This is a genomic window from Paenibacillus sp. FSL H8-0104, assembly GCF_038050215.1.
GTDB classification, from domain to species: domain Bacteria; phylum Bacillota; class Bacilli; order Paenibacillales; family Paenibacillaceae; genus Paenibacillus; species Paenibacillus amylolyticus.
The window spans coordinates 1,427,721-1,441,976 of the sequence record NZ_JBBOTC010000001.1 but is presented as its reverse complement, the minus strand read 5'-3'; the positions used below and the strand labels follow the sequence as shown (position 1 = coordinate 1,441,976).

The following is a 14,256-nucleotide window of genomic DNA, read 5'->3' as shown; positions in this document are numbered from 1 at the left end:
CGTCAGATCACCTCACTTTCCAGAATAAACATCTCTTCCTGCACACTCGCCACCCGGCACGAGAACATGCACTGCTCCCGATTCCAATCAAACGTGAACTGGTCTACCGATTCCGTGCGCGGATCAGCCAGCAACGTTTCCGTCACCATCCGGGTAATCTCACTTTCCATCACACCCCGGCTGTCACCCTGACCCACCAGATCCTCCAGCTCCGAACCGTAGTTTCGGGAATAGATCACATGTCTGTATCTTGGCGTTTTCACGGCCTTAATGCACCACTGTACCCAGGCTTCATGCCCACCAGCCGCAGCGACTTTACCACTTGGGGTCAGTACAAAATCCCCTGCATCGTAATCGAATCGCCAGCTCCGTCCAAAGCGTACCTCTTCCGAAACCGCCCCCGACAGATCCTCCTCATCTCCCCAGACCACACCCGTTTCCGGGAACAAACTAGGCATGCGCACTCACCACCTTACACAGCACCACAATGTCGTTACCGCCATTCACTCGCATCGCCAGTACGCGATCTCCGGCTTTCAGACCTTTGCCAAGAGACAACACCGTTTCTTCCACTTCCTCTTCTTGCAATAGAAACCGTCCCGTGCCCGTTGTTCCGCCGTTTGCCACGTCAGGTATACCCGAAATCGCGCCAGCAGCCTCGCGCTCCGGCAGTCCAAGCGTGCCCGGCAACTCGGCCACGAGATAGTCCTGCACTTCGTGCTTGAAATCATCCAGCTTCACGCCGGACGAGGTCATCGTACCCAATACCGCGCCCAGCCCGCTCACAGCCTGACGAGAATGTGTACTCATCGCACCCCGCATGACGTCGGCAAAATGCCCATACGGATCATCTTTATTCAAGGTAATACCTCCTTTTCACCAGCTCAGCCGTCCCCAGTTCCAACGTCATCGTTCCAGGTCCGGCAGATAGATCACGGCTAACCGACATGACGATTAGCTTCAGCCCTTTTAACAACACTGCGTCCCCGGCGCGAATCGTATTGATATCCGGTGCTGATATCGTAAAGGTCTCCTGAATACCCGTCAGATGACTTTTAGCCAGTTTTTTCGCGGCGGTTGTGGATTTCACCTGATCGTCCTCGATCAGCTTTTGCAATGTGCCCAGTTCTTCCACATTATCCTGCTCAATCGCGAGCACTTTGGAAGGAACTTCTTTGCCACTGCCAGACTCCGACGCTGCCATCACCTTAACCTTGGTGACCGCCCCTTCGAGCGTACGCATCTGGGTCAGATCAATTAGTCGATCAAGTTCATACACCTTTGCATTACTTCCAACCTGGAAGAGCTGCAACCCACCGGGCGTCATCCGTGGATGGTACATTTCCCCGCCGGACTTCGCCGTTTCTTTCAGATCGGCAAACATCATCGAGAAGATCGTCTGTGACCGATACACGGCTTTTCCCAGCTTTGTCTTGGTTTCTGGCAATGTAGCGTATGGAATCTTCCACTCTTTGGCGTAGGTTTTGAGTCGTTGCGTAGCGGTCTGATCCTTAGGCAACAGGAACTCGTCCTCTGATTTTTCCAGATATATCATTCGGTCGTACACCGTGAGAGATAGCCGCTTAGTGCCGCTGTTCGAGCTTTCCACCTCCCAGATGACCGCAGGATGCAGCAGATGAACCATGGATTTTTCGCCAAAAGGAACCCCGCTAATCCGCACCGCCATGCCCGGTGAGATCGAAGGCAGACCGGAAGATGCAGACACCGCCAGCCGGATGTTAGCCTGATAGGCAATCTGGTCAAGCGAGTCCTTCAGCGTAATCGTCTCCACCAACTTGGTGATGTCGTATTTGTCGTCGACAATGACCTTGTAGGTCATGGCATCACCAGCTTTTGTCCGGGCTTGATCCGGTTCGGATCACTCCCGATGATCTTTGCGTTGAGCTTGTAGATCTCGTTCCATTTGGAACTGCTACCCAGCTCAAGCTTTGCTATTTTGGACAGGGAGTCGCCAGATTTGACGGTGTAGGTCTTGCTGTTCTTTTTCAAATCGGTACGCGAACCTGACTTGCTCGCGGATGCCGCAGAGCCCACCTTCTCCACCTTGGAATCCCGCCATGTGCGTAGGGTCAGGTCGAAATAAATATCCCCTGTCTCCCCCCCACGAAAGCTCGAATTAAGCGAAACAATAAAAACAGGCACGTTCACGCCCGTCTCTGAAATGATGAAACGCAGCGGCTTTTTGGAGATGAGAAAAGTGTTCAACACATTCATCGCCACGCGTGGATCCAGAAAATATTTTTCATCCATGCAATAGGACGGATCATATCGTTTCGGAAAAAAAGAAGAGAAGGTGATCTCCTTCACCTTCTCCCCTTGTGCAAAATCAAACTCGCCATGCTCCAACATATTGACCGTTTCATATCCCTTAGATCTGGAAATATTAACTTCTTCAGGGTTTACCGGAAATTGAAATGGAGTATTGCCATCCTTCAACGTAAATGACATTTTGTTAGGACCAACTTTATCTTCAAGTACAGACATATCTGCGGCCTCCTTTCTGCTTAGGCCATAATTGTTTTGCGATTTTGCATCGCGCGGCGGAACTCATCAGAGATACGTTGCCCCACCTGATGAGAAACTGCGTCATAATCAATAGCGTTCTCCCGAACGGTCACTTGTACCGTACCCGGTGCAATATTCACAGCAATCTGGTTCGTCGTTTCCGTTTTGAAATCCTTAAGGTAACCTGCCAGACTGCTCATCTGTTCTTCGGAAATACGCACTGTGAGCGGCGAAGCTTTCTCATTGGGTTGACCCGCGTTATTCATTGCTACCGCTTGGGATTGCATCACACTTGTTCCCATAAGACCCGCAGCCGTCGGTGAACCAAATCGATTGTTCATGTAGGCTTCTGGACCGGTGATCGATAGAACTGCCGGCCTGTATGGAGGCGGCATCTGAGGTGCTATCGGTGGAGGGGGTGGTGTCTGCGTTGCTACAGGTGTTGAGGGTGACGTTATGACCGCTGCGGCTGGGGCGGTCTGCTCTTCCTTTTTAGAACCGAAACCAAAAAAACCTGCAACCCCATTGAACAAATTCGTCGTTTTCTCCGCCACGTAACTCGCTCCCTCAGAAGCAAATTTTGCTACTTTTGAGATGTCTTCCGCGTTGTTTTTTAGGAATCCACCTACCTTGTCACCAAGCCAACCGCCTGCCTTTTCACCCAGCCAACCGCCTATTGAACCGCCCAGCATGTTCCCAACCACCGGAATTGGAATTACACTGCCAAGTACGGTACCAATAGCTGTTCCTACTGCGTTACCAGCAACCGAACCCACAGCACGGGCACGATCCTCAGGTGGGGCGCTTGCAAGTTCTTTAATATTGTTATACATACGGAGTGGTGCGAACAATTTTCCCGCTCCTTTAACGAGGTTGCCACCAAGCTTGCTTATGATGCCAGACCCACCACTGCCTCCTGCCCCACTTCCGCTTCCACCTCCACCAAAGAGACCTTTTACATCGCCCCACAATCCATCGAATCCACCGATCAAATCGGACCCTGCGGACGAGAAATCATTCACAAATTTTGCCCCACGTTTTGTAACCTTGAACGCCTTTTTCAATTTATTCCCCGGTGTGGAAGGTGTTGTGATTTCTTTCCATAGCTTCTTCCCACTATTTCTTGCATCAAAGACTTTCCCCACACCAGATGAGATTGATTTCCCACGATCAAACATACCTTTCATCTTCTGCAAAAAAGTTTTAGGTTTCGCTTCGGCCGCTGGTGCCGCTCCAATATTGATAGAGTCTAGCTTGGTACTCAGCATATTAATAGATTGGGTATTTGTATTCAAAGCATCGATCAGTGGCTGTGAATTCACATTAACGGATACATCTGAAATCTGGTGGCTGACTTTGAGCTGCACACTAGCTGTAGCATTCAACATCTTAGATCGGATTTGCTTCATTTTTCTCAACAAACCATTTAATGCCGGAGTAGCACGGTCAACCAGATCAACCGTCGGTGTAATACGCAGCCTGCTGATTCGCACAGCCATACTATAAATATGCTCTAACCTGCGTCCAGTCGTTCTCAGTTCATTGTTCACCTTAATCAGACTCTGATAACGAACTCTGCCCAGACGTTCCGTAGAACGCTGAATCTGATCCAGATAACGAAGGGTTGTCCGCATTTCTGCATTAGATTTGGATAGACCTACAATCATTTCTGCCATTTCTTCACCTCCTGCCCTTTTTCGTTATCGATTCATTTGCGAAGTTATCGCTGACATTTCCTCTTCTGAGAACGCAATTAACAGCGAGCGCTCCCCGCGTGGCAAAGACCAGAACTCTCCGGGCCGGAGATGATGACGTACCCACATGTGATACAGGAACGTGGTCATCCCGCCGGAGTGAATCAGTTTTTTAGGTCTTCAATCTCCACACCAAAGCCGGACAGCTCCAGCACTTTATCACCTACGGCATCCAATTCACCCGCGAGCAGCATGCGGCGAACCGCCTGTTCTCCACCGGACAACTTCATGCGACCGGTAATACGGGTGTCTCCCCAGCCGGACAATTCCAGGCTGCGGACTTTCAATTTCACCGTTGCTTCAGAAATGAGCAGCGCGTTAAACGTTTCGGTATCCACCTTTTCCTCGGTGCGGCCTTTGGTCGTTTTACGAATCGTACAGCGTTCGCGAATGTGATCCACTTTGGAGGACGTCAGTCCACGCAAGGTCAACAACAGATCCAGACGCTGAATGCGCACGTTCTCCTCTGGCAAACGTTCTGCTGCTTCAAACAACTGATCCAAAATCTGTTCTTCGGACATATTTTCATTCATACTCATCGGGCGTTATCTCCTTCTTATCTCACATATGATTTATGCCATCTTCCAAGCCTGTAGAGACAACAAAGAGACCGAGATCATCTCGGCCCGCATTGGTGTCCATATGATACGAAGTAACTATGCAATCACGCTTGAGCAAACTAGCTCAATCACGTGGCTAATTCAAAGTTTAGTTCGCCACAATTGGATTCAGCAATTCAAATCCTTCAAATGTAAAGCCCGTTTCCTCCGGTACTTCCTCACCCGCTGTCCAGTTGGCAAGCTGGATTTTGTCCACCATGCAACCTCTCAGCAATACACTCTCATGTCCATATGATTCTGGGTCGTTCAGCTTGGAAATAATCTCGAATTTGGTGAAGCCGCGCTGGATCATATCGGAAGTGACTTTGTAGCCCGTCATCGTGCCTGTTCCTTTTTTCGCGCCGTTTTTGTGCACCTTCCAGTCGTTACCGACCAGGTTCAGCTCACGCTTTTCAATCTCCACACTCGCTTCCAACTTGTTAATGTTTGTCTGCCACACACCATCGATATGCAACTGACCATGGGTACCGAGAATTACTCTTGACGCATCCAACATATATTTTCCTCCTTAAAATTAAAAAATCGCGTTTTCCTTTCACACAACCTTATTGCACGTAAAATGTGCCAAACAACTGCTCCATCACATCCGTCAGCTTCACGTTCCATTGCAGGAATACCTGATCCGCTTCCGGTTTGAGAACTGGAGCAGTGCCATAATACGCCGGATCAAGAATGACATCGTAACCGTCAGCTTCAATCACATTACTCTGTGCGAGCAACGCCAAATAGGCCTTCATGGCACTAATCAGTGCTTGACGACCCTCTTCAGTATTGTTCACTTTACCGATATACGTATCTTCCGCGGAGCGCTGCAAATCCGTGTTGATCGCATCCAAAACACGAATGGAACGGATTTTTTTCCACGCATTATTCTGTCCAGCGGCTGGCGTTACCAGTGTGTTTACACCACGAAGTGCTTTCACCTGGCGTCCATCATGGAAGAAAATAAATACGCCATTCTGTACCGCCTGCTCCTGTTCTGCACGCGTCCAGCGACGTGTCACATCATCGAACGGAGTAGCTGCATAGGTTGTGGATTGGTTCAGACGTTGTCCGGCGATCAGACCTGCAACATAGGCGGATGTTTCCGCCGAGCTGTAGAATGCATCTCCAAGGCGTACGCCTGTACCGACATTAATCACACCTTCATGGTTGAGCGCAAGCGAACGTGCTGCCGCTTTTTGTGCTGCTGTAGCAGAAGTGTCATCCGCTGAGGAACCGCCAAATACAGCCACCACCGGTTTACCTTCACTACGCACACGTTTCACCCATGCCGCAAAACTCGCAAGCAGAGGTGCATCAGCCGCCTGATCCAAAGCCAAGACGTCGAATTGCTCCCCTTCCAGCGCGCCCTGTACAGCAATGTACTCTGCATTGGTCAGGTCATCGTTGCCACTTACGCCGCCTTTGAATGCCGCACCCGCAATTGTTGCAACTACACCTGCATCATCGCCAATCGCCTGAGCCGTTAACCAGACATTTTGTTCATCCGCGTTGATCTCTTTTGCCAGAGAAGCTGCTGTAATATCCGCTGTCAGGAGCGCATACAACATCCGGTTGCCTTCAAAAAGGCGCACTTCATGCTTCGTATTATCAATCACACCTGGCTGGATGGTGACGTAGAATCTATTTGCACGATCTCCCGGATACTTCGCATCCAGTTGCAGAACATTGGCATCACTGCTGTCCTTCAAAGTAAGCGTGGCTGCTTTGGCCGCAGCACTTGCTACCCGATAAGCGAGCAACTTCTTCGGCCCACCCAACAGGGCGAGCTTCAAGGAAGTATAAGCCGTACCGTTATCCAGCACATTCGCCGCATAGATACGTTCAATCGCCGCTTCGCTCCCTACTTCAACAAAAGTCCCCACAGGACCCCAGTTGGCCTTGATTGGTACCACGACCGTTCCCCGCGTACCTGCCTGAATGGCCGAGGAGGCTGCCGCCTGAAAATTCATATATAAGCCCGGAAGGACCGGACGATTCGTTTGCTCCCAATTTCCACCTGCCATTATCCCTTCACCTTCGCTTTCATAAATTGGTTAATTCGTTCTTGCGTTTCTTCAATGGAAAACGTCTCTTGCGCCGCTTCGTACAGCGCACCGTACAGCACCTCTGCCTTAACGGCAAAGAGGGCTTCTGCATGATTCATCAATTCTGCCCGTGTACACCGCGGGGCTGTCTGTTTGCTTTTTTTCACTGAGCTTGCCATTGCCATCTCACCTCATTTGTTGGACTACTAATTTCGTGAAACGATGATCTTTAAGCTTGATCTATGAATTTTTGATCCTATGAATATGAAGCTATAATATTGAAGCCACATCTATCATTTCAAAGCTATAATCTGGAACCACTCTTAAAAGTGCATGTTCAAAAAGATCGGTTTTCAGTACCGAGAAGATGGGATGAAGTTAGAAATGGAGTAGCAGAGCGTATGGAAAACTACGTGAGCAACTACATGTTTCAGAAGGAAACAATCATCGTAAGCATATGCTTTTTCGGCTGAATTCCATATTCGATGCTGATGATGCCGTTAGGCATCCTTTGTAATCAAAAGCGGGCTTTTTGAACAACCTCTAATAGAAGGTTCCTCTCGACTAACGTTTACTCCATACCTTTGCTATGGTGAATCTCACGAATCAAAGGTACATTCGTACCCGGACGGCGAATCCGCTGCTGTAGTGTCAGACGAATCTGTCCATTCAGATACGCATCGGTCTGCAGATCTGCTGTGACTTCATCCACTGTGATATATCGCGTGTTACCTTCGTGCTCTTCGCCACCCGTTTCAGTGACGGCAAGACGAGATTGCACTGCAAGTTGCTCTACCAACCGAGTAACAGTCTGGCGTGTTAGCACCGAATGATCGGTGAGCACATGCCCAATCCACTGTTGTCGAACCTCCAATGTAGAAGTCCCCGCGACAGAAGTGCTGCATCCGGCCAATCGCCATAACACAGACGGCATATCGTATCCACCGGGCCAGACATCCCCATATACCGAGAAGCCCGAACCAAGTTCCGACTGTGTCCAGTCTTGAAGCGCAGCTAACCACGCGTCCCCTGTTTCAGCGAGGACGACTCCCGAGTCTTCGGGAACATACACTCCGAACCGCAGACTCCGCGTAACCATGCCAGACCCTGCATCCACCCGGTCACTATCTGAAGAACCCAAATAGATGCAAGTGAAGGCCTCACCTGCTTCATCCACCAGCCTTACTTGATGCAACCCTTCGATTAGATCAGCTGACCAAGCTTCTACCTTTTCAGCGCCACCATCTTCCGGACGAGCGTATGGTGAGATTTTAATAATCCTTCGATATCCCGTCCAAGCAGACTTCGGCACCTCTTCGGCAAACGCAGCCACGGCACAAGGCCCAGCCAACACTTCGCCTGGCCCAGGTACATCCAGCACACGACCGCCCCAATCTGGAACAAGTACCGCGAGCTTCTGTTTCAGCGTTTTTTTAATGAGCGTACTCATTTTACTGGTGCTCATGTCAGTGTTAATCTCATTTCTCATAGACACATTCATTTCGCCCCCTTTGGCTGCAAGTTTGAGATCTGCCCACACGATGCAGCGACAGTGCAGCAGCAGTAGACTCCCCCTTTTAACTCAGAGTCTGTATTGCTATCGAACCAGTACCGGGACTACATTCACCGCATCAAAAAGACCGGCCACCTGGCCGGTCTGTACATTAGCGTATGTGCTTTCGGTGCGTCCCTTGTTATTGATCCGATAATACAATCTTACACCCTTTCATCCCTAGCGCGGATGGTGTTCCGTACGACTTCGGTGCGATTAAGGGAGACGTTCGGGTGGAAAAAAGACGATTATGGAATCATCATTTTAAAGAATACCTAAGTAAGCTTTAAGATCAATTAATTGATAAATTTATCCAAATATATTAATATTTTATTATCTAATTCATTGTGGCTTACGTAAAAGAAGGAGAAATACCTATGAGTAAAACATTCAAGATCACTTCACTTGTCATCTTAGCATTTATACTCGGGATATCCTGCTGGGCTTACTTCGGACTGCTTGGTAATCCGCTCAAGAAAAATGATGCTGAACAACAGGTAACCACTTACCTGATTGAACAGAAAGGTTACTCACCCGAACAGCTTATCGAAGTACAAGGTAATTACTCCTCAAAAAGTTCTGAAGCACCTTACGGTGCCTCAGTAACATTCGCGGATGAACTCGAAGCGAAGTACCAATATGTCATTTTCAACAACGGCGAGATTAAGCAGTACAGTCATACCAGTGATGATCCCAAACATGAGGAGCCCATGGTAAGATAACAGTTTAGTTCAGCGTAACTTGCGGGTTCAACGTAATCTCAAATGCACGGCCCCAGATGAAATCGGGATTTCCATATTCCAGCAGCGCACTGCCATACGTCGCATAGGACAATTCGTCATTACAGATCTGCTTAATCGCCACATTACCTGTCTGGAAGGCTGTTTTATTCGCAAGTGCCGTTGTGTAAGTTTGCATCAAGTCACGGAGCAATGTTTGCAAATGGGCATAGTCTTCCTCCGAGTTGAACAGCAACATATTTTGATCCGAAAGGGTAGCCACGTTGGTATAAAGCGCATGAGCTCGGGAATATGTGCGGATGTCCGCAATCGCTACCGCTTTGTAGTAATAATCCTTCAGAAAACGCTTAAACAACAGCGAGCCATGCGCATTCATAGCATCTCGCAACTTATGCTCATGCTTCTCTGTTGTGATCAATGCGTACCTCGACTGCCCCATACCTACAGCAATACCGATCTTGTTACCTGGTGTATTCCATGCACTATAACCCAGAACCCGTCCGGTATATGGACTGTTGAGCAATGCTTCGGCAACATCAACATTGGCTGGTCCTTTACCCACAAAATCAATCAACACCGAAGGCAGACCTTGCTCCCCATTCAGCGTCAATTGCTCCAACGCAGCCTGCACCTGATCCAGAGCCGTAATGGCGATAATCTCAATGTCGATGCCTGTGTTCTCTCCGGAATTTCCCGGATGACCCTTGGTCATACGATCCAGTTCGGAGGTCATGTCAAACGGGACAACTTGATCGGCTGCTACAGCCACTAGCTGTTCATTTTCCAAGCCAGCACCCACATCCGTCACCACCTCCGGTTCAGGATATGCCGAATCCGCTACAAGCACACCACCTACAATATCCACATGACGAACCACATTCTCGTGTACATCCATGTATTCATACGTGTTAATGATGGAGTTTCCGTGAGGACCAAAATATTTCACTGCGTAACGTGTCCTCGCCCCGCCTCGGAACAACTGGTTAGCCATGCGAGCGACCAAAGCGTGCCCCAAACCATCTGCATCCGGCAAGATGATAGCACGATCCGGATTTTGCCCATTGGTTCCACCCAGCCATTCATTGATCCGCGCTTCTACATATTTGATTTCATTGATCTGAACACCCTGCGTGTTGGCATCGTCGACTCCAACCGCGAGGAAATCGATATAACCTGTGCGAGCCAGCTGATCCAGAATGTACAGATTGGTTTTGAATTTATGCTGTCTTGTATTGTAATACTGTTCTTTATCAAAATAGGTCGTTGTCCCATATTCCACTCCATCCGGGGACAGGTTATAACCTTCGATAATATCCTCAAACTCAGTGTTTGTCTGACGTGGCTGCTGCATCAACGCACGGGACTCATTATATGCATCAAGCGCCAAGCCATCTGCAAACGAGGTTGTAGCCAAACGCATGATGGTATCCATTACAAATACGGGTTTGCGTGGATATTTCTGCTTGATCACACGAATCACATCCAGCAAACGCGTCGTTTCATCATCGTATTCTGGATAGGCGCCTCCTCCATCTTCACGGAGCTGACGACTGCCAATCAGACCGCCATAAGCGAGCATATCGGATGAGATTATGAATCCGTCGACCTTGGCAGCATGTTTCAGAATAAAGTCGTGAATCTTGGACGGTTTGCCATAAACCGGCGTGGAGGTGCCGAGCAGCGTTGTGCCATCTACGGTTTTCTCCGAGTCGAGACGATTCTTAATATCACTCAGGTTCGGTGTAACGATATGGATACCGGATGCTTTCCCTTGCACAATCACATCATCCAGATTCGCTGGACGATCATCGAGTGGAACATACAATACTGTTTTCATATCACGTAGCCTCCTGTTATCTGTTTAGTCTTTAATACCCGATCAGGGCAAGGATGCAATCACCGAATTAAAAAACCGGCCCCATGGCCGGCTGTACGTTAGCGTATGAGCTGTCGGTATGTCTTCCTTGCTGCTGATCCGATAATACCATTTTACTGCCTTTTCCCACTCGCGCTGATGGTAATCGGGATGAAATACGCATGAATGTAGTTGTCTCTATGGCGGTTAAATGCCGATTTCTTGGAGAAAACTCCTATTGATAGTCCAACCAAACCCATCCTGATGATGTTTATATGACATAAGTAGCTTTCAAATCCTACGAACAATAAAGAATGGATATAACCATGAAAAAGAGGTATTTATTCTATCTTTGGATTGCTGTCACCAGTTATATGGCGGGTCCCGCTATGTATGCGTTGGCGATGTACATCTTATATCAGGAAACAGATGTTGTAACAACATCTCTCATTGGATGGACCGCGGCAACATTCTTATCCGTTGGTATCCTGTTTATCCTGATCACAGTCATCATGCTACGAGTGTTCAACATCTATTATTTCTGGCTGCAAACCCTGCTCTTCGAGTTGTTTTTCCTTATCCTCGTCTATATGACCACTGTTCTTCTTGGGGCTGGCAACAGGGGACTGCCCAAGCTGTCCTTTCTATTTACACCCGAAGGCATCTCCTTATGGATGTTCTGGGGGAGTATTGCACTTATGAGTTCCTGGGGAATATGGGCAGCGCGTCAGCCCATACGAAAATCACCATACATGCTGGTGTCCAGAGTCATGCTGATCCTTTTTATCCTTGAAATTTGGCCCCGTTAAAAAGGTACAGGATGCCTACCCTACAATTCGGTAGACCAGAATAATGCCTAGAAGGGGTGTCCGTCATGTCGGACACCCCTTCTGAAATGTATGTTTTATCTCACGCGATGATATAACGAAAATTCTCCCATGTTTCCGGTATAGGTTCCCCGTTCTTGGCATGATGATAGAAACTGAACGGGAATTTAAATACATGACCTCCGTTCCAGTCACGGGAACGTCTGTCGGTGAGCCAATATTCCAGTTCATGAGGGAGCGCCACTGATCGTTCCGCCCGTTCTAGTGGCAGCAGGTCTACGGGTGATTGCAATGTCGGCATCTCCTGTTCAATATCCACATCTCGGCTTAAGCGTAGTGCCTTCACCATGGTAAGGAAAGGCGGAATGCCTTTGTGGAATAATGCCGCATAACCCAATTCATATAATATGTTAAGCGCATGTCCGTAGGTGAGCATATGACCGATTAGATCATGATGCGCTTCCGCGTGATAGATGGTCTGGAACGCCCCAAGTTCATCCAAAATCAAACGTGACAACTGAATTGGATCTTCAATCTCGGGGAAACCATCGCTTTTCTCCGGCTTCAGACTTCGAATTTCTTTCATCGTTGTGTTCATCCAGGATCTTCCTGGGATGGTTCGATCGAATGAATCGATCAGTTCAACCAGCCGACTAATATCCTCCGTAGTGCCCCATCCATCCAGTTCACGAATGGCTTTCAGACTGATTGCCCCGTAGATGGCCTGGTGTCCAACCCAGTGCAGTTCTCCAATCGTTCGATCCAATGCGTCCGTAATACGCGCTTCGGCATCTTCCCTGGGCATCATTTCAACAATCGGAGAGGTCTGACCAGGGCTGATTCCATGCTGGCGAAGCATGGCTTTTGCTTCGGCCGTAACACTGCCGGCGGCAAGGGCAGTGAGACGATTTTCCCGTAACCAAAAATATGCCGCAATCGCACCCGCCCCATAATGGGCGTGCCACAGATCTCCTGTACGTTCCCGACTGGAAACGATAATCGCTAGTCCTTCTTCCAACAAACGTCGATCCAAGCTTGCCACCACCCTTCATCATATGTAAACCCATCAGAGAAACTATATAAGTTGAACTAAGATCTGTCCTCTCCGTTATCGTGTAAATTTAGTTCAACTTATATATCCTAATTAATAAATAAAGCGTTTACTTCTATAACATGATGGAAATGCTCCACATATGCCCGTTTTGCCCCGGAATGCAAAGTTTAGCCAATTCGAAGCTTGCCCACGCCAAGGATGGATACTTCCAACGGATAGATCTGTGCTTTTTGCTTGGAGAAAAACCATGTCCGATCCTTCCTCACCACAATAAACAGACCGTGCACATCTCCTACAGGAGCAAAGGTATCACTAACCTCACCCCAGCTCGTGAGTCCAATCTGCTGAAGCTCATTCACCGTAGACAGAACATCCTCCGTCACCAGTCCAACTTCACACACCTGTAATATATCTTGAGTCGAGAAGTCATGGTCACTCTCGTTCGGAATACGATGATGAGCAATCAGCTCAATAATATTGCCTGCTGGATCTTCGAAATAGAGAGAATGAGAGTTCCAATTAGTAGAGTACGTCTCATCCCGATCTCCTTCTCTGCTTAAAACAACACGTGATGCAGCCCACTGCTTCGCTTCCTTGAACCGATTCGTCGGAATCGACCAGGCCACATGATAAAAGGGCTCACGATCTGTTTCACACGGTTTGAAAATCATCTTTGTCCCTCCAACCTGCAGGTTGAAGGCCTGATCCGTGGCATTGGAGACCTCCATTCCCAACGTATCACGATAAAAATGCTTGAGGTCCTCCAGCCGTGTTGTATATAACTGTAATTCTTCAATCATCATACGGTCTTCTCCTGCATCTCCTCCCACTGACTCCACGGCACCATGCCAAGTTCAGGCTTCGCTTCATCCGGGAGCATGGCGATGAATTCAAGCATATGACCATCCGGATCGTTAAAATATACAGATACCGCAGGCATCCAGCCAAAGACGTACAGTTCACCGATATCATCATTCAGGAAGTTCTGTGTCTTGATCCCTTTGTTCTCCAAGTGAGCCACCGCATGTTTCATATCCTCCAGAGATACATGAAAAGCAAAGTGCTGACGTTTCACCTCGGAAGGTTCCTTTTGCCACAATCCCAGCATGGCATTGCCTTTTCCACCAATCCAGTAGAAGGAGTTCCCACGTTCTTTCTGCCCGTAGGCATGAGGTAAACCCAGGACCGTTTCATAGAAATGATGGGATCTCTCCAGATCCGTCACGTTTAAATGTGTTTCAAATATGCCTGTAATCATAATGCTCAACCTCTTTTCCTTTTCCGATTTTTCATCTTCC

17 protein-coding genes are annotated in these 14,256 nt (G+C 48.5%); 2 read left to right on the top strand and 15 right to left on the bottom strand.

The genetic code is table 11. The features are described from left to right. Positions 1-2: 2 nt before the first annotated feature. From NST38_RS06370 to NST38_RS06325, 10 genes are all read right to left on the bottom strand, one after another. Positions 3-458, bottom strand: a complete 456-nt coding sequence (locus tag NST38_RS06370; protein ID WP_036668842.1) for a DUF2634 domain-containing protein — start codon at positions 456-458, stop codon at positions 3-5. Beyond that, positions 451-861 (bottom strand): hypothetical protein, encoded by a 411-nt coding sequence (locus NST38_RS06365; protein ID WP_036668841.1) that lies wholly within the window; start codon positions 859-861, stop codon positions 451-453. Before NST38_RS06365 ends, NST38_RS06370 begins: the two co-directional genes overlap by 8 nt. Beyond that, positions 854-1,840: an XkdQ/YqbQ family protein gene (locus NST38_RS06360; protein WP_036668838.1), complete on the bottom strand. Its 987-nt coding sequence runs from the start codon at positions 1,838-1,840 to the stop codon at positions 854-856. The genes NST38_RS06365 and NST38_RS06360 overlap by 8 nt, the downstream gene beginning before the upstream one ends. Further along, positions 1,837-2,469 carry a LysM peptidoglycan-binding domain-containing protein gene (locus NST38_RS06355; RefSeq protein WP_036611596.1) on the bottom strand — a complete coding sequence of 211 codons (633 nt, stop codon included), beginning with the start codon at positions 2,467-2,469 and terminating at the stop codon, positions 1,837-1,839. The genes NST38_RS06360 and NST38_RS06355 overlap by 4 nt, the downstream gene beginning before the upstream one ends. A gap of 56 nt (positions 2,470-2,525) precedes the next feature. Further along, positions 2,526-4,202: a hypothetical protein gene (locus NST38_RS06350; protein ID WP_076251386.1), complete on the bottom strand. Its 1,677-nt coding sequence runs from the start codon at positions 4,200-4,202 to the stop codon at positions 2,526-2,528. A gap of 182 nt (positions 4,203-4,384) precedes the next feature. Continuing rightward, a complete protein-coding gene (locus NST38_RS06345) occupies positions 4,385-4,819 on the bottom strand; it encodes a phage tail assembly chaperone (RefSeq protein WP_017690174.1) in 435 nt (144 codons plus the stop codon). Positions 4,820-4,988: 169 nt separating this feature from the next. After that, complete coding sequence (locus tag NST38_RS06340; RefSeq protein WP_036611426.1) at positions 4,989-5,396, bottom strand: phage tail tube protein; 408 nt, start codon at positions 5,394-5,396, stop codon at positions 4,989-4,991. A gap of 49 nt (positions 5,397-5,445) precedes the next feature. Further along, positions 5,446-6,909 (bottom strand): phage tail sheath subtilisin-like domain-containing protein, encoded by a 1,464-nt coding sequence (locus tag NST38_RS06335; protein WP_036611427.1) that lies wholly within the window; start codon positions 6,907-6,909, stop codon positions 5,446-5,448. Beyond that, on the bottom strand, positions 6,909-7,109 hold the full coding sequence (locus NST38_RS06330) for a hypothetical protein (protein ID WP_083684466.1): 201 nt from the start codon (positions 7,107-7,109) through the stop codon (positions 6,909-6,911). Before NST38_RS06330 ends, NST38_RS06335 begins: the two co-directional genes overlap by 1 nt. A gap of 392 nt (positions 7,110-7,501) precedes the next feature. Next, positions 7,502-8,425: a hypothetical protein gene (locus NST38_RS06325; protein ID WP_143781248.1), complete on the bottom strand. Its 924-nt coding sequence runs from the start codon at positions 8,423-8,425 to the stop codon at positions 7,502-7,504. 434 nt (positions 8,426-8,859) lie between these two features. Between NST38_RS06325 and NST38_RS06320 the strand changes: the two genes are divergently transcribed. Next, entirely contained in the window at positions 8,860-9,204 is a 345-nt protein-coding gene (locus NST38_RS06320) for a YfjL-like protein (RefSeq protein WP_036611431.1), read from the top strand. Between the two features lie 4 nt (positions 9,205-9,208). Here the strand turns inward: NST38_RS06320 and NST38_RS06315 are convergent, their stop codons facing one another. Both NST38_RS06315 and NST38_RS06310 read right to left on the bottom strand, forming a co-directional pair. Then, the gene (locus NST38_RS06315; protein WP_036611433.1) at positions 9,209-11,059 is read right to left on the bottom strand and encodes a DUF4127 family protein; all 1,851 of its coding nucleotides are present in this window, start codon (positions 11,057-11,059) and stop codon (positions 9,209-9,211) included. A 67-nt stretch (positions 11,060-11,126) separates the two neighbouring features. Continuing rightward, positions 11,127-11,261: a hypothetical protein gene (locus NST38_RS06310; protein ID WP_341343864.1), complete on the bottom strand. Its 135-nt coding sequence runs from the start codon at positions 11,259-11,261 to the stop codon at positions 11,127-11,129. Positions 11,262-11,391: 130 nt separating this feature from the next. Between NST38_RS06310 and NST38_RS06305 the strand changes: the two genes are divergently transcribed. Next, positions 11,392-11,886 carry a hypothetical protein gene (locus tag NST38_RS06305; RefSeq protein ID WP_341343863.1) on the top strand — a complete coding sequence of 165 codons (495 nt, stop codon included), beginning with the start codon at positions 11,392-11,394 and terminating at the stop codon, positions 11,884-11,886. A gap of 100 nt (positions 11,887-11,986) precedes the next feature. Here NST38_RS06305 and NST38_RS06300 read toward each other — a convergent pair whose 3' ends face one another. The 3 genes from NST38_RS06300 to NST38_RS06290 all read right to left on the bottom strand — a co-directional run bounded on the left by NST38_RS06300 (position 11,987) and on the right by NST38_RS06290 (position 14,216). Further along, positions 11,987-12,946: a hypothetical protein gene (locus tag NST38_RS06300; RefSeq protein ID WP_076251380.1), complete on the bottom strand. Its 960-nt coding sequence runs from the start codon at positions 12,944-12,946 to the stop codon at positions 11,987-11,989. A 179-nt stretch (positions 12,947-13,125) separates the two neighbouring features. Beyond that, positions 13,126-13,761, bottom strand: a complete 636-nt coding sequence (locus NST38_RS06295) for a VOC family protein (RefSeq protein WP_036668820.1) — start codon at positions 13,759-13,761, stop codon at positions 13,126-13,128. Then, on the bottom strand, positions 13,758-14,216 hold the full coding sequence (locus NST38_RS06290) for a VOC family protein (RefSeq protein ID WP_036611437.1): 459 nt from the start codon (positions 14,214-14,216) through the stop codon (positions 13,758-13,760). Before NST38_RS06290 ends, NST38_RS06295 begins: the two co-directional genes overlap by 4 nt. Between the last annotated feature and the right edge of the window lie 40 nt (positions 14,217-14,256).